At 71.9% G+C, this 21,313-nt stretch carries 16 protein-coding genes; 4 read left to right on the forward strand and 12 right to left on the reverse strand.

All coding sequences use genetic code 11. The features are described from left to right. The first annotated feature begins 10 nt into the window (after nt 1-10). Nucleotides 11-286, forward strand: a complete 276-nt coding sequence (locus ACFV8H_RS32585; protein WP_380407164.1) for an aldo/keto reductase — start codon at nt 11-13, stop codon at nt 284-286. Between the two features lie 127 nt (nt 287-413). Here ACFV8H_RS32585 and ACFV8H_RS32590 read toward each other — a convergent pair whose 3' ends face one another. The 10 genes from ACFV8H_RS32590 to ACFV8H_RS32635 all read right to left on the reverse strand — a co-directional run bounded on the left by ACFV8H_RS32590 (nt 414) and on the right by ACFV8H_RS32635 (nt 13,547). Next, a complete protein-coding gene (locus ACFV8H_RS32590) occupies nt 414-3,107 on the reverse strand; it encodes an RICIN domain-containing protein (RefSeq protein WP_380407166.1) in 2,694 nt (897 codons plus the stop codon). Between the two features lie 351 nt (nt 3,108-3,458). After that, entirely contained in the window at nt 3,459-5,453 is a 1,995-nt protein-coding gene (locus tag ACFV8H_RS32595) for an alpha-L-fucosidase (RefSeq protein WP_380407168.1), read from the reverse strand. Nucleotides 5,454-5,876: 423 nt separating this feature from the next. Continuing rightward, nucleotides 5,877-6,572, reverse strand: coding sequence for a FadR/GntR family transcriptional regulator (locus ACFV8H_RS32600; RefSeq protein WP_380407170.1), 696 nt, complete (start codon nt 6,570-6,572; stop codon nt 5,877-5,879). A gap of 144 nt (nt 6,573-6,716) precedes the next feature. After that, nucleotides 6,717-7,379: a lactate utilization protein C gene (locus ACFV8H_RS32605; RefSeq protein WP_380407172.1), complete on the reverse strand. Its 663-nt coding sequence runs from the start codon at nt 7,377-7,379 to the stop codon at nt 6,717-6,719. After that, a complete protein-coding gene (locus ACFV8H_RS32610; RefSeq protein ID WP_380407174.1) occupies nt 7,376-8,854 on the reverse strand; it encodes a LutB/LldF family L-lactate oxidation iron-sulfur protein in 1,479 nt (492 codons plus the stop codon). The genes ACFV8H_RS32605 and ACFV8H_RS32610 overlap by 4 nt, the downstream gene beginning before the upstream one ends. Beyond that, nucleotides 8,851-9,591, reverse strand: coding sequence for a (Fe-S)-binding protein (locus ACFV8H_RS32615; protein WP_380407176.1), 741 nt, complete (start codon nt 9,589-9,591; stop codon nt 8,851-8,853). Before ACFV8H_RS32615 ends, ACFV8H_RS32610 begins: the two co-directional genes overlap by 4 nt. Next, nucleotides 9,591-10,589 (reverse strand): aldo/keto reductase, encoded by a 999-nt coding sequence (locus ACFV8H_RS32620; protein WP_380407178.1) that lies wholly within the window; start codon nt 10,587-10,589, stop codon nt 9,591-9,593. The genes ACFV8H_RS32615 and ACFV8H_RS32620 overlap by 1 nt, the downstream gene beginning before the upstream one ends. Continuing rightward, nucleotides 10,586-11,350 carry an SDR family NAD(P)-dependent oxidoreductase gene (locus tag ACFV8H_RS32625; RefSeq protein WP_380407179.1) on the reverse strand — a complete coding sequence of 255 codons (765 nt, stop codon included), beginning with the start codon at nt 11,348-11,350 and terminating at the stop codon, nt 10,586-10,588. Before ACFV8H_RS32625 ends, ACFV8H_RS32620 begins: the two co-directional genes overlap by 4 nt. Then, nucleotides 11,347-12,684, reverse strand: coding sequence for an L-fuconate dehydratase (locus tag ACFV8H_RS32630; protein ID WP_380407181.1), 1,338 nt, complete (start codon nt 12,682-12,684; stop codon nt 11,347-11,349). The genes ACFV8H_RS32625 and ACFV8H_RS32630 overlap by 4 nt, the downstream gene beginning before the upstream one ends. Before the next feature lie 11 nt (nt 12,685-12,695). Continuing rightward, the gene (locus ACFV8H_RS32635; protein ID WP_380407182.1) at nt 12,696-13,547 is read right to left on the reverse strand and encodes a fumarylacetoacetate hydrolase family protein; all 852 of its coding nucleotides are present in this window, start codon (nt 13,545-13,547) and stop codon (nt 12,696-12,698) included. A gap of 341 nt (nt 13,548-13,888) precedes the next feature. On the opposite strand from ACFV8H_RS32635, the gene ACFV8H_RS32640 reads away from it, so the two are divergent. From ACFV8H_RS32640 to ACFV8H_RS32650, 3 genes are all read left to right on the forward strand, one after another. Then, nucleotides 13,889-14,938 carry a sugar ABC transporter substrate-binding protein gene (locus ACFV8H_RS32640; RefSeq protein WP_380407184.1) on the forward strand — a complete coding sequence of 350 codons (1,050 nt, stop codon included), beginning with the start codon at nt 13,889-13,891 and terminating at the stop codon, nt 14,936-14,938. Nucleotides 14,939-15,020: 82 nt separating this feature from the next. Further along, complete coding sequence (locus ACFV8H_RS32645) at nt 15,021-16,607, forward strand: sugar ABC transporter ATP-binding protein (protein WP_380407186.1); 1,587 nt, start codon at nt 15,021-15,023, stop codon at nt 16,605-16,607. Further along, nucleotides 16,591-17,622, forward strand: a complete 1,032-nt coding sequence (locus ACFV8H_RS32650; protein ID WP_380407188.1) for an ABC transporter permease — start codon at nt 16,591-16,593, stop codon at nt 17,620-17,622. Before ACFV8H_RS32645 ends, ACFV8H_RS32650 begins: the two co-directional genes overlap by 17 nt. A gap of 36 nt (nt 17,623-17,658) precedes the next feature. Here ACFV8H_RS32650 and ACFV8H_RS32655 read toward each other — a convergent pair whose 3' ends face one another. Together ACFV8H_RS32655 and ACFV8H_RS32660 are read right to left on the reverse strand one after the other, a co-directional pair. Further along, the gene (locus ACFV8H_RS32655; protein WP_380407190.1) at nt 17,659-20,103 is read right to left on the reverse strand and encodes a SpoIIE family protein phosphatase; all 2,445 of its coding nucleotides are present in this window, start codon (nt 20,101-20,103) and stop codon (nt 17,659-17,661) included. Nucleotides 20,104-20,206: 103 nt separating this feature from the next. After that, nucleotides 20,207-21,127: an NADP-dependent oxidoreductase gene (locus ACFV8H_RS32660; RefSeq protein ID WP_380407192.1), complete on the reverse strand. Its 921-nt coding sequence runs from the start codon at nt 21,125-21,127 to the stop codon at nt 20,207-20,209. Nucleotides 21,128-21,313 lie beyond the last annotated feature (186 nt).

Raw genomic sequence — 21,313 nt, forward strand, 5'->3', positions numbered from 1 at the left:
CGGCGGCGCGGTGATCGGCAACCTGTACGACGTCACCCCGGAATCCGATGCCCGGGCCGCGCTCGACGCGGCCCGGGCCGTCGGCATGCGGTCCTTGGACACCGCAGCGCACGACGGCCTCGGTCTCTCCGAACGGCGGCTCGGCGCCGCGCAGCGGGGCCGCCCCCGGGAGGAGTGCATCGTCTCCTCGAAGGTGGGCCGGCTGCTCCTCCCCGACGAGCGGCCGCGCGGGCTCGACACCGAGGGCCAGGCGGACGTACCGGTCCCGGCCCCGCCCGCCGCCTGAGTCCTCACCCGAGGCCCGAGGCCCGAGGATCCGGGCGACACCGAAGCCCTCCCCCCTTCACGAGGGGGAGGGCTTCGGCCTTACCGTGCTGCCCGCTCACCGCGGTGCCCGGTGGGGCGTCACGGTGTCACTGGACCGTCCAGGCCTGGTTGGACTGGTTCAGGGCCATCGACTGGTCGACGGCGGCCCCGTTCGCCGTCGAGCTGCCGCTCACCTCCAGGACCTGTCGGCTCTCGTAGTTGCGGAGGAGGTAGCCACCGCTGGTCGGTTCGAAGTACCAGAGCTGGTTGTTGCCGCCGTTGTAGGTGGACTGGTCCGCGGCGGTCGTCCGCCAGTGGCTGGACCAGGGCACCTCAAGAGCCTTGCCGCTGTTGCGGTTCACGATCTCGTAGAGCTGCCCGCTGACCGGGACGAAGCTCCACTGCTGGTTGGCGCCGCCGGTGGACGGCCACTGGTTGACGGCCGCGCCGTCGGCGGTGGACCAGCCGTTCACGTCCATCACCTGACCGCTGTTGACGTTCTTGATGGTGGAGAACGTCGACGGGTCGACGGTCGGCGCGCCGGTCGATGCGGACAGGGCCCCGCCGGCCTGCTGGACGCTGAAGTCCGTGATGTAGAAGTACGCGCCGTCGGTCTTGGCGACCCGTACGTAGCGGAAGGCCTGGCGGACGTCGATGGTGCCGGTGAGCGTCGAGGCGAACGGCAGGGTGCCCGTCTGGCGTCCCAGCACGGTGTAGTTGCCGAAGTTCGGGTCGTTGGAGCCCCGGACCTCGAAGTTGCCGCGGGTCGAGGACTGGTCGAGGTCCTGGCGGGTGGTCAGCGCGAACTGGCCCAGCTGGAAGGGCCGGCCCAGGTCGACCTGCCACCAGGCCGAGGTGTCGGTGCCGGTCGGGGACCAGCCGGTCGAGCTGTTGACGTCGCTGGCCTTCGAGGGCTCCGTGCCGGTGCCGTAGACCGAGGAGGCGGTCGCGGGCTTGTCGAAGGCGAGGTCGGGCCGCAGCGCCATCCACTGGTAGCCGGATTCGAGGCCGGAGGCCTTGATCACCGCGTCGCCGGACGTCGTGTTGTTGGTGAGGGTGACGTTGGAGCCGTTGCGGTTCTGGTTGATGAACCCGTCGGTGTGCGACAGCACGTTGTTCGAGACGGTCATGTTGTCCGACCCCTCGTCCAGGTAGAGGCCGTGCACCGGCGAGGCGCAGGCGGCCGAGCTGCGGAGCACGTCGTGGATGTAGTTGCCGTTGATGACCGTGCCGGGGTCGTTCGACAGGTGGTAGATGGCGGCCGAGTCGCACAGCCGGTTCATCACGTTGCCGATGCGGTTGAAGCTGACGCTGTTGTTGCCCTCGGCGTTGGCCGCCGACTGCCAGCCCCAGCCGAGCGAGATCCCGGCCCACGGGGAGTCGGAGATGTCGTTGTGGTCGATGGTGGTGCTGTTGACGAAGCCCGCGTTGATGCCCGCGGTACCCAGGTAGTCCCGGCCGGTCCGGGCGATCAGGTTGTCCTTGACGGTGACGTTCTTGACCACCTCCCGGGCGTCCTCACCGGCCGGCGAGGCCGGCGGGTTGTAGACGGTGTGGTACTCCACCGTCGGGTCGGAGAACTTGCCGACCATGATGCCGTTGCCGGAGATGTCGGAGATGTAGTTGCCGATCGCGCTGCTGCCGTGGACACCGTGCGAGAGGTCGAGCGCGGTGGAGCCGAGCTCGGTGAAGACGTTGCCGGTGATGGAGATGCGGTCGGTGTCCGCGGCCTGGACGGCGGCCGGCGGTCGGCCGACGTACTGCTGGTTGGAGGTGTCGGCCGAGAGGTTGTAATTGCCGCCCTGGCCGTTCAGGTAGCCGTTGTTGGTGGCCTCCATCCAGGTGGTCTGGGTGAAGGTGATCCCGGAGAACCGCAGGTCGTGGGCAGGGGCGTCGAGGCTGGTGCCCTTGACGTCGACGAGCGTCTGGAGCGTCGGCGCCTGCACGGTGGCCGTGGACATGTTCTCGCCGGGGCGGGGCTTGTAGTAGAGGGTCCGCGCGGTGGTGTCGACATAGAACTCGCCCGGCTCGTCGAGGAACTCGTGGGCGTTCTCGAAGTGCAGCGGGGAGCCGTTGGAGAGCTGCGGCCACGGGCGCTGGAAGAGGATGCCCGCCTCGTGGTCCTGGATGGCGATGTTGGCGGTGCCGTTGGCGGAGCTGACCGACTTGAGCCGCAGGAAGCTCTCGCCCCACTGGGTCTCCAGCGCCATCTCCACCTGGTTGAGGTGGTTCCAGTTGGCGGAGGCCTGTGAATCGAGCACCTTGAGCAGCTTGTTGGTGGCGTCGCTGCCCTGGAGCTGGAAGTCCGTACCGGCGTTGGGGTAGCGGGCGCGGGTCGCGCGGACTCCGTTGACGTACAGCTGGCGGAAGTTGAGGGCACCCACGGGAGCCTGGTACTCGCCGTTGGCGGCCTGGGTCCAGCCGGTGACCGTCCTGCCGCCGGTGAAGACGGGGGTCTCGCCGTTGTACGCCTGGTAGACGACCGTGTGCCCGTTCGTGCCCGAGTCGGCGGTGCCGAAACCGATCGGCGCGGTGAGCGGGTAGGTGCCTCCGCGCAGGTTCACGACGATGTCGTCGGACATGTTCGCGTTCACGGCGCGGACCGCGGCCTGGGCGGCCTGGACGGTCCTGAACGCCGAGGCGGTACTCGTCCCCGAGTTGCCGTCACTGCCGTTGGCGGGGTCGACGTAGAAGTTCGTCGTGGCCGCGAAGGCGGGCTGGGCGGGCAGTGCGGCCGTGAGGACGGCGGCGGCCGCCGCGAACGCCACGGCCGTCCGTGCGCCGATGCGCAGGGGTCTCATGGGGGATGTCCCTCCTTCAAGTGGGCTCCTATGAGTGGTATTTATCGATCCAGATGAGTAACCCTGTCAAGACGATAGACATGCATATTTCTCGTCGTGGCAACACCGATGACACAGGGTGGATGGCAGGCTCGCGCGCTGCGAGGAGCGTCTGATGGTCAGAAAATGCCAGCTCATGCCAGGTGTGGTGAATGCTGTTGCCGCTCTTGTGGTCGGGCCTACCGGTCGACACAAGAGGCGCATTCCCCAAATGAGTACGACTCATTCTTCGTCGATTGGCTTGGCTGAGGCCTACCTGTGGACGACGAAGCCCGCGACCAGGGAGACTGGTCGCGGGCTTCGAGTGGGGTCCTAACCGTTGGGGAGGGACGGGTCCAGGAAGCGGCGGTCGTAGACCTCCAGCGAACGGATCGAGGCCCACGTGCCGGCGTCCAGACCACCGGTGACGGTCACCCGGACGTAGCGGGTCCGGCCGGTGAACGCCACGACCTGCACCTGCGCGGCGGTGGTGTTCCCGCTCAGATCGGCGAGCGTCGACCAGGTGGCACCGTCGGCGGATCCGTCCACCCGGAAGCGGTAGGCCTTCCCCGCCTGCTCCCAGGCGATCCGGGCGCCGGTGACCGGGCGCACCGAGCCCAGGTCGACCCGGAGCCAGTGGCCGGTGCCGCCGTCGGCCGCGCACCAGCGGGTGGAGGTGTCCCCGTCCACCGCGTTGGCGGCGGCGTTCCCGTGCGAGGTCTCCGCGCTGTCGGCCGTGGCCGGGCAGCCGCGGGCGATGTCGGCCGGGACCACCGGGCGGTCGAGCACGATGGCGACGATGGTGTCATCGGGGTAGCGGGTGCGGTCGATGCCCGTGACGGTGACGGCGTTCCCGGCGGACACCTTGAAGGACAGCGGGCTCCTGGAGACCACGTCGTAGGCCGAGACGACGTTCGCGTCCCCGAGCGAGGGCGTCGTGAAGCTGATGCCGCCGTCGTACCCGGCCAGCAGGTGCGCATAGACGGTCCGGTCGGCGAACGTGAAGCCGTACCGGCCGTCCACCGGGTTCCACGGGCCGCCGCGGGTGTTGTACACGGCCTCCCGGTTGGCGCTCATGAACCCGCCGAGCTGGCGGATTACCGCGGCCTGCGTACTCGGGACCGCGCCGGTCGCGTCCGGGCCGACGTTGACGAGCACGGACATGTCGCGGACGAAGGAGTTGACGAACAGGCCCAAGGCCTGGGAGAAGGGCATGGCGGAGTCGCCGCTGTACCCCCAGCTCCCGCCGACGCTGAACGTCTTCTGCACCAGGCGGCCGTACCGGATCGGCCCGCTCGGCACGCCGGAGCCCTCGTCGAGGTCGTAGTCGCCCACCCACCCCGAACGGGAGTTGGACACGGCGTTCGGCTGGTGCTGGCGCAGCACCCCGGTGAGACCCAGCGGCTTGCCGGTGCCCCACTCGCTCTCGCCGTACGCGGAGTCCACCTGCCAGCCGTTGCCGCCGTCCCGGTACTGACCGGGCTCCCAGAAGAACGACCCCGCCGCGTCGGTGCCCTGCTGCGCCAGCCAGCCGCCGTCCCACCAGAGGTCGTCGATCGCGCCGTAGTCGGTGACCAGCTCCTTGACGGACTGGTACACCTCGTTCTTCATGACGCGGGCGTTCTCGTGGTAGTCGAAGTTCGTCGGGTCGGAGCCCTCGTAGTTCCACGGGTACACGCTGTTCGGCAGCACGCAGTCGGAGGTGAGGGCGGGGCTCGGCGGCTTCGAGCCGCTCACGTCGTAGTAGCCGGGGTAGCGCCAGTCGATCGGGGAGTAGTAGAGCCCGACCCGCAGGCCGGCCGCGCGCACGGCGTTCACGTAGCCCTTGACGAAGTCCGTGCCGGCGGGGAACGGGGTGTCGCCGGAGGTCCAGGCGTTGGGGTGGCGGCTGGGCCACAGGGCGAACCCCTCGTGGTGGCGGGTGGTCAGGACGACTTCGGCGGCACCGAGGTCCTTGGCCAGCTGCGCCCAGGCAGCGGGGTCGTAGGACCGGGACTGGCTGGCGAACGAGCCGGCCCACTGCGCCCGGTAGGAGGTCGGGGCGGTCTTCGAGTAGAACATGTGCCACTCGCCCTGGGCCGCTGCCGAGTAGACGCCCCAGTGGATGAACATGGACACCTTGTTGTCGCGCATCCACTGGATCCTGCTGTCCGGCTGCTGCCAGGTCCCCTGGTCGAGCTTCGGGACGCGCAGCGGGACGAGGGGCAGCGGGTCGCCCCCGGCCCCGGCCGCCTCGGCAGCCGGGATGCCGACGGGTCCGACGGCGGTGGCGGCGGTGGCCACCGCCACGGCGGTGAGCACGCTCCTGCGACTGATGGATCGTGACATGGATGCTCCGTTTGTCCTGGAATGCCCGCTGTCGGGTGGGCTCCGCGGGTCAGCTACATGTATCGCGGCGATCCGCGTGGGCTGTCAAGGCATCTGGCGGAGATATATCCGATGAATCGCAAGGCCGTGCGGCTCGATCGGGATGGCCTTCGATGCTTATCAGAGTTGGGGAGGCTCGCCCGGGATTCGATGAACTGGCAGCTCAGTAGGGCTATTTGGGGCGCATGGTGCGATCTCCATGGACCTGTCCGGCCCTTCGTGCAAGCCGAGCTCGCACCGCGCGATTCCAGGGGAGGCGGCACATTCATCGGATCGATTTGCGCCCAGCGCGGTGACGGCCGACCGACTTGTGCATACACTGACAACGGCCGGGACAGCCGAGTGGCTGTCCCGGCCGTCCGGGCCGTCGTCAGTGGAGTCGTGTCAGCCGAGGGCCGATCCGGGCTCGCCGAGGGTGTCGCGGAGCCAGTGCTCGACCCCGGCGACGTGCACGGTCGCCCAGGCGTGGGCGAGTTCCGGGCGCCGGCCGGCGATCGCGTCGTAGATCGCGCGGTGCTGCTGGCGGGTGCGGTCGGCCGCGCCCTCCTCGGTCAGCCCGCGCCAGATCCGCGCCCGCGTGGTGGGCCCGGACAGGCCGTCGATCAGCGAGGAGAGCACGGTGTTGCCCGAGCCGGCCGCGATCCTGCGGTGGAACTCCAGGTCGTTGGCGATGATCTCGTCCAGCGTGGCTGCCTCGTCCAGGTTCTGCAGCAGCTCGGCCAGCCCGGTGATGTCCTCGTCGGACATGACCCGGGCGGCCATGGCGGTGGCGGCGGGCTCCAGGATGCGGCGGACCTCCAGGAACTCCAGCACCGTGTTGTCCTGGTGGAAGTCGACGACGAAACCCAGTGCGTCCAGCAGGATTTCGGGCGACAGGCTGGTCACGTAGGTGCCGTCGCCCTGGCGTACGTCGAGGACCCGGATGAGCGACAGCGCCTTGACCGCCTCCCGCAGGGAGTTGCGGGACAGGCCCAGTCGCTCGGCGAGGTCCGCCTCCTTCGGGAGCTTCGCGCCGGGGCGGAGCTCACCGCTCACGATCATGGACTTGATCTTCTCGATCGCCTCGTCGGTGACTGGCACGGCCTCGCCTTTCCTGGTCATCTGATCTTCGCAGCATAAGGGTTCCGCTGAACCCGCCCGCGGTGCTGCGGGGCACCGGGGGCGGGCTCGGCGGGCGGGACGGCTACCGCTCCCACGGCCCGGTCGGCCCGGCGCAGGCGCTCCTCATGGCATCTCCGGAGGCCCGGGGTGGGCGGTGTCGACGATGATCACGTCCAGGGTCCGGGGCCCGTGCACGCCTTCGACCCGGGTGAGTTCGATGTCGCTGGTCGCGGACGGGCCGGAGATGAAGGTCAACGGCAGGTGCGGGTCGAGGCGGGCGAGCGCCCCGGGGACGTCGTCGACGATCTGCTCGGCCCGGACCACGCACAGGTGGTAGTCGGGGACGAGGGTCAGGGCGCGCCGGCCCTGGCCCGGGCCGGTGTCCAGGACGACGGTGCCGGTGACGGCGATGCCGACGGCGGCCAGCGTGACGGCGCCGTCGAGGGCGTCCAGCGCGGGGACGTCCAGGGGCTCCCGGTGCCATTCCCAGGCCCCGGACGGCAGATGGTCGTCCGGGAAGCCGTCGGGCACCGCCAGGCGCCGGGCACCGCGTGCGGTGAGGGCGGCGGCGATCGCCCCGGGCAGCCCGGCCGGTGCGGTCCGGGTGACGGTGGCGCGGTAGTCGGCGACCCGCTCGGCGAACAGGGCCACCAGGTCCTGGCCGTCGGCGGTGTGACCGCGCCGGTAGTCGCGCGGGACGGGCGCGTCCTGCGGGCCCTCGTCGGCGGGGACGTCGGCGAGCGCGGCGCGGATGCGTCCGAGGACGGCCTCTCGGGTGGTCGTCACTTTCCCTCCCGGTTCTTGCGCCACCAGGCGCGGAACGACTCGGCGGGCGGCGCAGGGGTGTCCCGGTCGGCGGACCAGCCGCTGAACGGGCCGGGCAGCCGGCCGATCCGGCCGTTGCGGGCCAGTGCCCGGCCGCCGAGCGAGGCCGCCTTCTGGGCGGCGCCCAGCAGTGCGGGGGAGCCGAGGACGGCGGCGGCCGCCTTCATCGCCAGCGCCTCACCGGTGGGCAGGCCGCCGGCTCCGCGCTCGGCCTCGACGACCTCGGCCCGCAGGTGCACCAGCAGCTTCGGGATGTCGATCTTCACCGGGCAGGCGTCGTAGCAGGCCCCGCACAGGGTGGAGGCGAACGGCAGGCTCGCTGCGTTCTCCACTCCCACCAGCTGCGGGGTGAGCACGGCGCCGATCGGCCCGGGGTAGACCGAGCCGTAGGCGTGCCCGCCCGTCCGCTCGAAGACCGGGCAGACGTTGAGGCAGGCGGAGCAGCGGATGCAGGCCAGGGCCTGCCGGCCGACGGTGTCGGCCAGGGTGTCCGTACGGCCGTTGTCGAGCAGGACGAGGTGGAAGTCGGACGGGCCGTCGGCCTCCGTGGTGCCGCTCCAGCTGGAGGTGTACGGGTTCATCCGCTCGCCGGTGGAGGAGCGCGGGAGCAGCTGGAGGAACACCTCCAGGTCCGCCCAGGTGGGGACGACCTTCTCGATGCCCATCACGGTGATCAGGGTCTCGGGCAGGGTGAGGCACATCCGGCCGTTGCCCTCGGACTCCACCACGACGACGGTGCCGGTGTCGGCGACGGCGAAGTTGGCGCCCGAGACGGCGACCTTGGCGCGCAGGAACTTCTCCCGCAGGTGCCGGCGGGCAGCCTCGGCGAGTTCGGCGGGCTCGTCGCTCAGCCCCTCGGGGGCCGGCTGCCCCCACGCGCCCATCCGCTCGGCGAACAGCTCGCGGATCTCGCTCCGGTTGCGGTGGATCGCCGGGACGAGGATGTGCGAGGGGCGGTCGTCGCCGAGCTGGACGATGAGCTCGGCGAGGTCGGTCTCGTAGGCGGTGATGCCGGCCTCGGCCAGCGCCTCGTTGAGGCCGATCTCCTGGGTCGCCATGGACTTGACCTTGACGACCTCAAGCTTTTCATCGTCACTGCCGCCGGTGGTCCGGACCAGTTCGGTGACGATCCGGTTGGCCTCGGCGGCGTCGGCGGCCCAGTGCACCGTCCCGCCGGCCGCGGTGACCGACTCCTCCAGCCGCACCAGGTGGTGGTCGAGATGGCGCAGCGTCCGGGTCTTGATCGCGTCGGCGGCGGTGCGCAGTTCCTCCCAGTCGTCCAACTCCGAGGCGACGGCGAGGCGTTTGTCGCGGATGACGGTCGTGGCGTGTTTCAGGTTGGCGCGCTGCCGGGTGTTCCCGAGGGCCTCGCGGGCGGCGTCGGGGAAGGACGGCGAGCCCAGCCAGACCACTCCGCGGTCGCCGGGGGCGGTCACGGGCGTCCGCCTTCGGTCGCGGCCAGGATCTCGGCCAGGTGCATGGTCCGCACCCCGGCGGCCTGCCGGGACAGCCCGCCGCCGATGTGCATCAGGCAGGAGTTGTCGACGGTGCACAGCACCTCGGCTCCCGTCTCCCGCACCGCCCCGACCTTGTCGGCGAGCATCGCGCCGGAGGTCGCGGCGTTCTTGACGGCGAAGGTGCCGCCGAAGCCGCAGCACGCGTCGGCGGCTGGGAGTTCGACCAGGTCGAGCCCCTCCACGGCGCGCAGCAGCCGCTGCGGTCGGTCGCCGAGGCGCAGTCCGCGCAAGGAGTGGCAGGTGGGGTGGTAGGTGACGCGGTGCGGGAAGCGGGCACCGACGTCCTCGACGCCGAGGACGTCGGTCAGGAACTCGGTGAACTCGTAGACCCGGGGCGCCAGTTCGGTGACCTGTCGGTGCAGTTCCGGGGTGCTGTACTGCGCGGCGAGCTCGGGGTGGTGCTCCCGGACCAGCCCGGCGCAGGACGCGGACGGGGTGACGACCGCGTCGTAGTCGGCGAAGGTGCGGGTGAACCGGGCCATCAGCGGGACGGCGTCCGTACGGTAGCCGGTGTTGATGTGCATCTGCCCGCAGCAGGTCTGCTCCTGCGGGAACTCCACGGTGTGGCCGAGCCGTTCGAGCACGGTCAGCACGGCGCGGCCGGTCTCGGGGAACATGGTGTCGTTGAAGCAGGTGATGAACAGCGCGATGCGCATCAGTGTGCCTCCTCCGGGGTCGGGACGTCCGGCGGCAGCAGTCCGCGCTCCTTCAACTCCGCCCACAGTGCGTCCGGTACGTGGTGCCGGAGCATGGTAGCGGCGTCCCGCACCTCGTCGGCGTTGCGGGTGCCGACCAGGACGCTCGCCACGGCGGGGTGTCCGAACGGGAAGCGCAGCGCCGCGGCGCGCAGCGGCACGCCGTGCTCCTCGCAGGCGGCCTTGAGAGCGAGGGCGCGGGCGAGCACCTCCTCGGACGCGGCGGCGTAGTCGAAGGTCGCGCCGGGGCGGGGGTCGGCGAGCAGGCCGGAGTTGAAGACGCCGCCGACGACGACGCCGACGCCGCGTTCGGCTGCCAGCGGCAGCAGTTCGGTGAGTCCGCGCTGGTCGAGCAGGCTGTAGCGGCCGGCCAGCAGGACGGTGTCGAGGTCGGTCTCCCGGATGAAGCGGGCGAGCGGTTCCGCCTGGTTCATCCCGACGCCGATCGCCCCGACCATCCCTTCGGCGCGCAGCCGGGCCAACTCGGGGAAGGCTTCGGAGAGCGCCTGCTCGGCGTGGTCGTCGGGGTCGTGGAGGTAGACGACGTCGATCCGGTCCAGCCCGAGCCGTTCCAGGCTGTCCTCGATCGAGCGGCGGACGCCCACGGCGCTGAAGTCCCAGACCCGGTGGTGGGTGGCGGGCACGGCGAAGCCGTTGGCGAGGTCGTCGCCGCCCGGCTCGGGGGCCGGGCGCAGCAGCCGGCCGACCTTGGTGGAGAGGACGTACTCGTCCCTGGGGCGGCCGCGCAGGGCCTGGCCGAGTCGGCGTTCGGACAGGCCCAGGCCGTAGTGCGGGGCGGTGTCGAAGTACCGCACGCCCGACTCCCAGGCGGCGACGACGGCCGCTTCGGCCTCGGCGTCGGTCACCGGGGTGAACAGGTTGCCGATGCCCGCCGCGCCGAAGGCGAGTTCACCGACCTCCACCTTGCTGTGGCCCAGCGGGCGGCGGCGCGCGGTCATGATCCGGCCTCCGTCCGCAGGCGCAGGTTCGCCATCCCGCCGTCGACCTGGAGGGTCATGCCGGTGGTGCTGCCGGCGGCCGGGGAAGCCAGGTAGGCGATGGCGGCGGCCACCTCCTGGGGGGTGACCATGCGGCCGTGCGGCTGACGGGCGTTCAGCGCGGCGCGTTCGGCCGCCGGGTCGTCGGCGGCGTCCAGCAGCCGCCCGACCCACGGGGTGTCCACGGTGCCGGGGCTGACGCAGTTGACCCGGATGCCCTCGCGGACGTGGTCGGCGGCCATGGACAGGGTGAGCGAGTGCACGGCGCCCTTGCTCGCCGCGTACAGCGCCCGTTGCGGCAGCCCGGTGGTGACGCAGATCGAGCCGAGGTTGACCACCGAGGCCCGGGCGGAGCGGCGCAGGTGCGGCAGGGCGGCCCGGGTGGTGCGGACGAGGCCGACCAGGTTGACGTCGAGGACGCGCAGCCACTGTTCGTCCGGGTTGTCCGCGACCGTCCCGATCGCGCCGATGCCCGCGTTGTTGACCAGGATGTCGATCCCGCCGAGCGCCCGGGCCGCCGCCTCGACGGCACCGGACACCGAGGCGGCGTCGGAGACGTCGGCGGTGAAGCCGAGCAGCGGCTCCTCCACCGTCGACGGGTCGAGGTCCAGGACGGCCACCCGCGCGCCGCGTTCGGCGAGCAGGGTGGCCGTGGCCAGGCCTATCCCGGAGGCGCCGCCGGTGACGACGGCCGCCAGCCCGTCGAGTTCCCTCGTCGTCATGCGACGGCCTCCTCGGACTGCGCCGGCTCCTCGGCCCAGAAGGTGCCGTGGGGGTAGAGGTAGGTGTCGATGGTCGCCTGGTGCATGGCGGCGGAGAAGCCGGGCGTGGTGGGGGCGCGGTAGTGGCCGTCGGTGATGACCACCGGGTCGAGGAAGTGCTCGTGGAGGTGGTCGACGAACTCGATGACGCGGTCCTCGGTGGTGCCGGTGAGGGCGACGAAGTCGAACATGGAGAGGTGCTGGACGAGTTCGCACAGGCCCACGCCGCCGGCGTGCGGGCAGACCGGGACGCCGAACTTGGCGGCGAGCAGCAGGATGGCGAGGTTCTCGTTGACGCCGCCGACCCGCGCGGAGTCCAGCTGGAGGACGTCGATGGCGCCGGCCTGGAGGAGTTGCTTGAAGATGATGCGGTTCTGGACGTGCTCGCCGGTGGCGACCTTGATCGGGTGGACGCCCCGGCGGACGGCGGCGTGGCCGAGCACGTCGTCCGGGCTGGTGGGCTCCTCGATCCAGTACGGGTCGAACTCCGCGAGCGCGTTGGTCCACTCGATCGCCTCGGCCACGTTCCAGCGCTGGTTGGCGTCGATGGCCATCCGGATGTCCGGCCCGACGGCGGCGCGGGCGGCCCGGCAGCGGCGGATGTCGTCCTCCAGGTCGGCGCCCACCTTGAGCTTGATCTGCCGGAAGCCGTCCGCGACGGCCGCGAGGGCGAGGCGGGTGAGTTTCTCGTCGTCGTAGCCGAGCCAGCCCGGGGAGGTGGTGTAGGCGGGGTAGCCGCGCTGGAGCAGCTGGGCGGCGCGCTCGCCGGCGCCCTGCTTGCCCTTGGTCAGCAGCTCCAGGGCCTCGTCGGGGGTCAGTGCGTCGGCGATGTAGCGGAAGTCGATCTGGGAGACCAGCCACTCGGGGTCGGCGTCGGCGAGCAGTTGCCAGAGCGGCTTGCCCTCCTGCTTGGCGGCGAGGTCCCAGACGGCGTTGACGACGGCCCCGATGGCCATGTGCATCACGCCCTTCTCCGGGCCCAGCCACCGCAGTTGGCTGTCGCCGATCAGGTCGCGGTAGAGCGAGCCGGGGTCGGCGCACAGCTCGGCGACCGGGCGTCCGAGGACGTGCGGGCGGAGCGCCTCGATGGCGGCCACCTGGACGTCGTTGCCGCGGCCGATGGTGAAGGTGAAGCCGTGGCCCTCGTGGCCGCCGTCGGAGGTCCGCAGGACGACGTAGGCGGCGGAGTAGTCGGGGTCCGGGTTCATCGCGTCGGACCCGTCCAGCTCCCGTGAGGTGGGGAAGCGGACGTCGTAGGTGTCGACGGCGGTGATCAGCGCTGTGGTTGCGGACAAGGGGGTGCCTTTCACGCGTTGCGGAAGGTCTGGCGCTGGGTGCCGAGGCCGTCGACGGTCAGCTCGACGGTGTCGCCCGCGCGCAGGTAGGGGTTGCCGGGCAGGCCCAGGGCCACGCCGGCCGGGGTGCCGGTGTTGATGACGTCGCCGGGGCGCAGCACCATGTACTGGCTCAGGTACCGGACCAGGTAGGCGACGTCGAAGATCATGTTCTTGGTGCTGCCGTCCTGGCGCGGCTCGCCGTTGACGGTCAGTCGCAGGCCCAGGTCCTGCGGGTCGCCCACCTCGTCCGGGGTGACCAGCCAGGGGCCGAGCGGGTTGAAGCTCTCGCAGGACTTGCCGATGTCCCACTGGGCGGAGAACTCCAGCTGGAACTCCCGCTCGGAGACGTCGTTGCTGATCGCGTACCCCGCGATGCACGCGGCGGCCTGCGCCGGGTCGTCGAGGTAGCGGGCCTCGCGGCCGATGACGACGGCGAGTTCCACCTCCCAGTCGGTCTTCACCGAGCCGCGCGGGATCAGCACGGGGTCGAAGGGGCCGACGACGGTGGACGGGTCCTTCATGAAGACCACCGGCCGCTCCGGGACGGCCGCGCCCGTCTCCTCCGCGTGGTCGCGGTAGTTGAGGCCGATGCAGACCACCTTGCCCGGGCGGGCGACGGGCGCCCCGACCCGCAGCCCGGTCGGGTCCACGGCGGGCAGCGACCCCTGGGCAAGGGCGGCCCGGACCCGGTCGATCCCGCCGGCGGCGAGGAAGGGACCGTCGATGTCGTCGGTCAGACCCGCGAGGGTGAACGTCGCGCCGTTCTCGTCGCGGACGGCGGGCATCTCCGCTCCGGGGGCGCCGAGTCGCAGCAGCTTCATGGGGTGGCTCCTATCAACACATCGGATGAATCCGTGGTGCCCCGACCATACGAGGCCTTCTCGGGCGCCCGCAAGGATTCCTCCGATGTTTACCCGTCGAATCACTCGACCGTACAGGTCGAGGACGTGAACGGGTTGGCGGCCGGGCCGCTTCGGCGGGGGTGAATCACCGTTCGGAATCGTCCGAGCATTCCTCTTGTCAGCCCGATGCCCGGCTCGTAGAGTCCTCGGCACCACAAGCCATCCGATGTCTTCTCCCGGATGCCCGGTCGCTTTCTCTGTGATCCGCCTCCCACCCCGCCCCGTACGGGCGCCGGCCTTCCCAGCCAAGGAGACCAGCAATGAAGCTCCACTCCTCCAGAATCGCGGCCACGGCCGCCACCGTGGTCGTCCTGGCGGGGTTCGCCACGGCCTGCAACCGCGGTAGCGACTCGACCGCCGGATCCGCCGGCGGCAAGGCGGCGATCGGCATCGACCTGCCCCGCGCTGATTCCGACTTCTGGAACTCCTACGCGCAGTACGTCAAGCAGGACAGCTCCTCCCAGGGGCTGAACACCCTGCCGGTCAGCAACTCGCAGAACGACGTGACCAAGCTGGCCGCCAACGTCCAGGTCTTCCAGAACACCGGCGCCAAGGCCGTCGTCATGGCCCCGCAGGACACCGGCGCGATCGCCGCCACCCTCGACCAGCTGGCCGCGAAGAAGATCCCGGTCGTCAGCGTCGACACCCGCCCCGACAAGGGCGACGTCTACATGGTGGTCCGCGCCGACAACAAGGCGTACGGCACCAAGGCCTGCGAGTTCCTCGGCAAGCAGCTCGGCGGCAAGGGCAAGGTCGCCGAACTCCAGGGCGCGCTGAGCTCCATCAACGGCCGCGACCGCTCCGAGGCCTTCGCCGCCTGCATGAAGGAGAAGTTCCCCGACATCCAGGTGATCGAGCTCGCCACCGACTGGAAGGGGGACGTCGCCTCCGCGAAGCTCCAGTCCACGCTGGCCGCCAACGCCGACCTCGGCGGCATCTACCTGCAGGCCGGCGGCGCCTTCCTCCAGCCGACCCTCGCCCTGCTCCAGCAGAAGGGCCTGCTCAAGCCGGCCGGCCGGCCCGGGCACATCGCCATCGTCTCCAACGACGGCATCCCGCAGGAGTTCGACGCCATCCGCAAGGGCGACATCGACGCCACCGTCTCCCAGCCCGCCGACCTCTACGCCAAGTACGCGCTGTTCTACGCGCAGGCCGCCACCGAGGGCAAGACCTTCCAGGCCGGCCCCACCGACCACGAGTCCACCATCATCACCCTGCCCAACGGCCTGGAGGACCAGCTCCCCGCGCCGCTGGTGACCAAGGACAACGTCGACGACAAGTCCCTCTGGGGCAACAACGTCGGCCATTGACCAGAGCCCCCCGTGAGCGGGCCGGCAAGAAGCCCTGACCGAAGCCGCCCGCCCACGGGGCCCGTGGAGAGGACACCCCGCCATGGCGGACCCCAGCCCCGCCCGGGGCCCCGTCGTCGAGGCCGACGGGATCAGCAAGCGCTTCGGCGCCACCGTCGCGCTCAGCGACGCCCGCATCTCCGTCGCCCCCGGCGAGGCGCACGCCCTCGTCGGCCGCAACGGAGCGGGCAAGTCGACCCTCGTCTCGATCCTCACCGGACTGCAGAACCCCGACACCGGCACCCTGCGCTTCGACGGCGACCCCGCCCCCGCCCCCGGCGACACCGACGCCTGGCGCTCCAAGGTCGCCTGCGTCTACCAGCGTTCCACCGTCATCCCCGCGCTGACCGTCGCGGAGAACCTGTTCTTGAACAGGCACAGCCTGAACAGGCACGGCCCGGACCGGCACGGCGCGGCCGCGCTGCGCCCGATCGGCTGGAAGCGCCTGCGCTCACGCGCGAGCGAGCTGCTCGCCGAGTACGGCGTGGACGTCGACCCGAGGGCCCGCGCCGAGGAACTCACCGTCGAGCAGCGCCAGTTCGTGGAGATCGCCCGGGCCCTGTCCTTCGGCGCCCGGTTCATCGTCCTGGACGAGCCCACCGCCAAGCTCGACGCCCGCGGCATCGGCCGCCTCTTCGACAAACTGCGCGAACTCCAACGCCAGGGCGTGGCCTTCCTGTTCATCTCGCACCACCTCCAGGAGGTCTACGAGCTCTGCACCACCGTCACGGTCTACCGCGACGCCCGGCACATCGTCACCGCGCCGGTCGCGGACCTCGACCAGCAGGCGCTGGTGGAGGCGATGACCGGCGAGACCTCCCGCGGCACGGAGCCCAGCTGGTCGGCGACCGGCCGAGCGCTCCCCGACGGTGAGCCGCTGCTCGACGTCACCGGCCTGAGCCTGGCCGGCCGCTACCACGAGGTCGACCTGACCGCCCGTCCCGGCGAGGTGGTCGGCCTGGCCGGCGCCGCCGCCAGCGGCAACGTGCAGCTCGGCGAGACCCTCGCCGGCCTGCACCGACCCCGGACCGGGCGGGTCAGCGTCGCCGGACGCCCGGTGCGCACCGGCCAGGTGCCCGCCGCGCTCGCCGCCGGCATCGGCTTCGTCCCCGAGGACCGGCACGTCCAGGGCCTGGTACCCCAGCGCAGCGTCGCCGAGAACGCCACCCTCACCGTCACCGACCAGCTCGGCCCGTACGGCACCGTCCTGCCCTCGCGCACCCGCGAGTTCGCCCGGCGCATGATCGACGACCTCGACATCAAGACCCCCGGCCCGGCCACCCCGGTGTCCGCGCTGTCCGGCGGCAACCAGCAGAAGGTCGTCATCGCCCGCGCGCTCGCCACCCGGCCCCACGTCCTGGTCGCCATCCGCCCGACCAACGGCGTCGACATCAAGTCCAAGGAATCCCTGCTCGGCACCATCCGCCAGGTCGCCGACGACGGCAGGACCGCCCTCATCGTCTCCGACGAGCTCGACGACCTACGGGTCTGCGACCGGGTGCTGGCCATGTTCCACGGCCGCGTCGTCGCCGAGTTCGAAGCCGGCTGGAGCGACGAACACCTGGTCGCGGCCATGGAGGGCATGACCGGCCCGACCGACCCGAAGGAAGACCATGACTCCCACCACTGAGCTCCACGAACTCCCCGGCGCGGCGGCCGCCGCCCCCGCCGGCCGCCGCTTCGACCTCGCCCGCTACCGCGATCTGTCGCTCGTCCCGGTCCTGCTCGTCCTGGGCGTCATCGGCTTCATCGTCTCGCCCGCCTTCCTCACCTCCGACAACCTCCTCGGCGTCGGCCAGCAGGCCACCGAGCTGAGCGTGCTGGTCCTCGCCGAGGCGCTCATCCTGATCGCCGGTCGGATGGACCTCTCGCTGGAATCCACCATCGGCGTCGCCCCGGTGATCGCCGTCTGGCTCGTCCTGCCCGACCACGGCGCCCGCTTCAACGGCCTCGGACTGTTCCCCGAGTGGACCGCCATCCCGCTGTGCCTGCTGGTCGGCGCCCTCATCGGCGCGGTCAACGGCTTCCTCATCCTCAGGCTGCGCCTCAACGGCTTCATCGTCACCCTCGGCGCGCTCACCCTGCTGCGCGGCCTCCAGGTCGCCGTCTCCCAGGGCCAGTCCATCGTCAACGTGCCCGACTCCTTCCGCTACCTCGGCAGCGCGAGCTGGCTCGGCGTCCCGGCCGCGATCTGGATCTGCGCCCTGCTCTTCCTCGTCGGCTGCAGCGCCCTCGCCTGGCTGCGGCACGGCCGCGCCCTCTACGCGATCGGCGGCAACGCCGAGGCCGCCCGGGCGGCGGGCATCCGGGTCGACCGGATCAGCTGGGCCGTGCTGATCCTCGGCGGCCTGCTCGCGGCCTTCGCCGGCATCCTCTACACCGGCCACTACGGCTCGATCTCCGCCGACCAGGGCAACGGCTGGATCTTCCAGGTCTTCGCCGCCACCGTCATCGGCGGCGTCAGCCTCAACGGTGGCCGCGGCACCCTCTTCGGCGCGCTGACCGGTGTCCTCACCCTCCAGCTCGTGGTCAACGTGATGACCCTGGCCGGCGTCCCGCCGCTGTGGAACCAGTTCCTCAACGGCGCGATCATCATCATCGCGCTGATCATCTCCCGCTACGCCTCCGGCGAGAAGCAGGAGTAGCCGCGGGGGCGCGAACCGTACGGTGCCGGAAGGGCGTTACGGCTGCTCGATGGTCTGGGCGCACCAGATCGTCTTGCCGCTGGTGCTGTGCCGGGTGCCCCAGCCCTGGGTGAGCTGGGCGACGAGCATCAGACCCCGGCCGCCCTCGTCGAAGGTACGGGCCCGGCGCAGGTGCGGGGAGGTGTCACTGCCGTCGGAGACCTCGCAGATCAGCGAGGTGTTCCGGATCAGCCGCAGCCTGATGGGCGGTTGGCCGTACTTGATCGCGTTGGTGACGAGCTCGCTGACGACCAGTTCGGTGACGAACGCCGTCTCCTCCAGGCCCCAGACGGCCAGTCGGTCGGCGGCCAGCCGCCTGGCGTGCGCCACCTGCTCGAAATCGGGCTCGATGTCCCAGTCGGCCACGTGGTCGGGGTCCAGCGCGCGGGTGCGGGCGAGCAGCAGGGCCGCGTCGTCGGTGCGGTGGTCCGGCAGCAGGGCCGTCATCGCCGTGTCGCAGAGCGCCTCCAGCGACGCGGCCGGCTCGCTCAGGACCCGGAGCAGGTCGGCGGCCCCCTGCTCGGGATCGCGTTCGCGGCCCTCCACCAGGCCGTCGGTGTAGAGGGCGAGCAGGCTGCCCTCGGGCAGCTCGATCTCGATCGCCTCGAACGGCAGCCCGCCGACGCCGAGCGGGGGCCCCGGCTGTGCCTCGACCGGGGTGCCGGTGCCGTCCGGGGAGACGATCAGCGGCAGCGGATGACCGGCGCTCGCCATGGCGCAGCGGCGGGAGACCGGGTCGTACACGGCGTACAGGCAGGTGGCGCCGGTCTCGCCGGTCGGCTCGTAACCGCCGTCGGGCCGGGTGTCGTCGGGGAGGTGGAGGACCAGGTCGTCCAGGTGGGTGAGCAGCTCGTCCGGCGGCAGGTCCACGTCGGCCAGGGTGCGGACCGCCGTACGGAGCCGGCCCATGCTGGCCGAGGCGTGCACTCCGTGGCCGACGACGTCGCCGACGACCAGGGCGACCCGGGCGCCGGACAGGGCGATGACGTCGAACCAGTCACCGCCGACGCCCGCGCCGGCCCCGGCGGGGAGGTAGCCGGAGGCCACCTCGATCGCCCCGTGCTCGGGCAGGCGTTGCGGCAGCAGGCTGCGTTGCAGGGTCAGGGCGAGGGTGTGCTCGCGGGTGTACCGGCGGGCGTTGTCGAGGGCGACGGCGGCCTTGGCCGCCAGCTCCTCGGCGAGGATCAGGTCGTCGGCGGTGAACGCCTCGGGCCGGTCGCGGCGGGCGAACGCGACGGCGCCGAGCACGGCGCCGCGGGCCAGCAGCGGCACGGTGATCTTGCCGGTCAGCCCGCTCGCGGCGATGGACCGGTCGATCAGCGGGATGCCCGGCGGCCAGTGGGCGGGATCGGCGGCCAGCCCGGGGCCGAAGGCCCATTCGCCGCCCTGGCTGGGTTCGGCGGCGAGCTGCACCACGGACCTGCCGGTGGACATGCAGCGGGCGACGACGGAACCGGGGGCGTAGCCGACCGGCCCGGCCGGTCCGGGGGGTTCGTCGGGGTCCTCCTTCGCACTGTGCCGGGCGGCGCGGGCGAGCGTGATGGTGCCGCCGGCGGCGACCGCGGCGGAGGCGGGCGGTTCCTCCCCGCGCAACACCTCGTCGAAGAGGTCGACGGTGACGAGGTCGGCCAAACCCGGCACCGGGGTCTCGGCCAGTTCCCGGGCGGTGCTGACCACGTCCAGCGTCCGGCCGATGCCCCGGGTGGCCTCGTTGAGGATGAGCAGGCGCTGGCGGGCCCAGTACTCGGCGCTCATGTCGAAGCCCCAGTTGGCGACCGCGCGCACGGTGCCCTCGGCGTCCCGGACCGGCCAGATACTGGTGGCCCAGGCGTTCGCGTAGGCGCTGCCCAGCGGCTTGAAGATCGTGATGAGACGCGCGGGCACGCCCGTCCTGGCCACCTCGGAGAGCTTGTCGGTGTACGGGACACCCTGCAGCTCGGGGAACAGCTCGCGGTACTTCTCACCGCGGATCTGCTCCTCCGTGTGCGCGATCACCCCGCACGCGGCGGCGTTCACCCACAGGAACCGCAGGTCGGGGTCGTAGACGCCCAGGGCGAAGGGGCTCTGCTCGAAGACCCGGTCGGCGATCACCGGGCGGCGGTCCCAGCGCTGGACGGTCACCACCCGGCCCAGGGCCCGGTCGTCGGGGCCGCGCAGGGCCTGGGCCGTCACCACGGCGTCCACCGTGGAACCGTCCCGGTGGCGCAGCGTGACCAGCGTGGACGGGACGCCGCCACCCCCGAGGCCGTCGTTCCCGAGGCCGTCGTTCCCGGGGGAGGCGGGCGGGGGATCGACCAGGAAGTCGGTCACGGGACGGCCGACGGTCTCCGCCGCCGTCCAGCCCAGCAACAGCAGCCCGTTCTCGCTCCAGCCGCTCACCACGCCGTCCGGGTCGACCAGGACAACGGCGGTGGGTGCGTCCTGCACGCCGGTCGTCTCCACGCGCGCCTCCGTCCGGGCAGCCGTGCACGCCGGACGGGTGCTTCCGGCGCTCGCTACAGACTAGGTCGGGCCCCCGCCCCGCGCGCTTCCGGCGGTGGTGCGGTCACGGCACGACGACCAGCTTCCCGCGGGTGCGCCCGGTGCGGCTGGCGTCGAAGGCCTCACCCGTCCGCTCCAGCGGGAAGGTCCCGGCGACCTCCACGGTGAGCGCGCCGCGGTCGACCGCCGCCGCGAGTTCGGCGAGCTTCGCGCCGTCCGGGCGCACCCAGATCCAGTGGCCGCCGTGCTGCGTCACTCCCGGGTCGGCGATCGAGATGTGCCGCCCGCCCTCGGCGAGCACGGCCAGCGTCGTGTCCAACTGGCCGCCGACGAAGTCCGCGACGGCCGACACCCCGCCGGGCGCCAGCGCGCGCACTCGTTCGGCCAGGCCGTCGCCGTACGTCACCGGTTCGGCGCCCAGCTCGCGCAGGTACGCGTGGTTGCGCTCCGAGGCGGTGCCGATCACCCGGGCCCCGCGGTCGCGGCCGAGCTGCACCGCGAGGCTGCCCACGCCACCGGCGGCGCCGTGCACCAGGAGCACGTCGGCGGGGCCGACCGCGAGCCGGTCCAGGCTGCGCAGGGCGGTGAGCCCGGCCAGCGGCAGCCCGGCCGCCTGCGCCCAGTCGAGCCCGGCGGGCTTGCGGGCCACCGCGGGTGCGGCGACCGCGACGTACTCGGCGAAGGTGCCGGCCTGCACCGCGTCCTTGCGGGCGTAGGCCATCACCTCGTCCCCGGGGGCGAACTCGGGGGTGTCCGGGCCGGTGCGGGTGACCACGCCGGCCACGTCCCAGCCGGGGATGACGGGGAAGACCGTGTCCATCATGCCGTCCAGACCGCCCGCCATGACCTTCCAGTCGACCGGGTTGACGGAGGCCGCCCGGACCTCGATCAGCACCTGGCCGGGGCCGACCTTCGGGTCGGGCACCTCGCCGTACGTGAGCCGGGAGTTGTCCGGGGCGTACGAGTCGTAGGTCACCGCGCGCATGAACTGTCCTCCGAGGAAGGGGGATTGTTGCTTCGGGCGCCGCCACCGGGTGGGCGGTCGTCGTCGGCCAGGCTATGCCGGGGGCGGGCGTCCGGCACGCTCGCACCGCCGTCGGAGCGGTTCGGCGGTGCCGGGCCGACGGTGCCGGGCCGACGCGGCGGCCGAGGGCCCGGGTCATGCCGGGCC

The organism is Kitasatospora sp. NPDC059827 (assembly GCF_042731675.1).
Taxonomy (GTDB): Bacteria; Actinomycetota; Actinomycetes; order Streptomycetales; family Streptomycetaceae; genus Kitasatospora.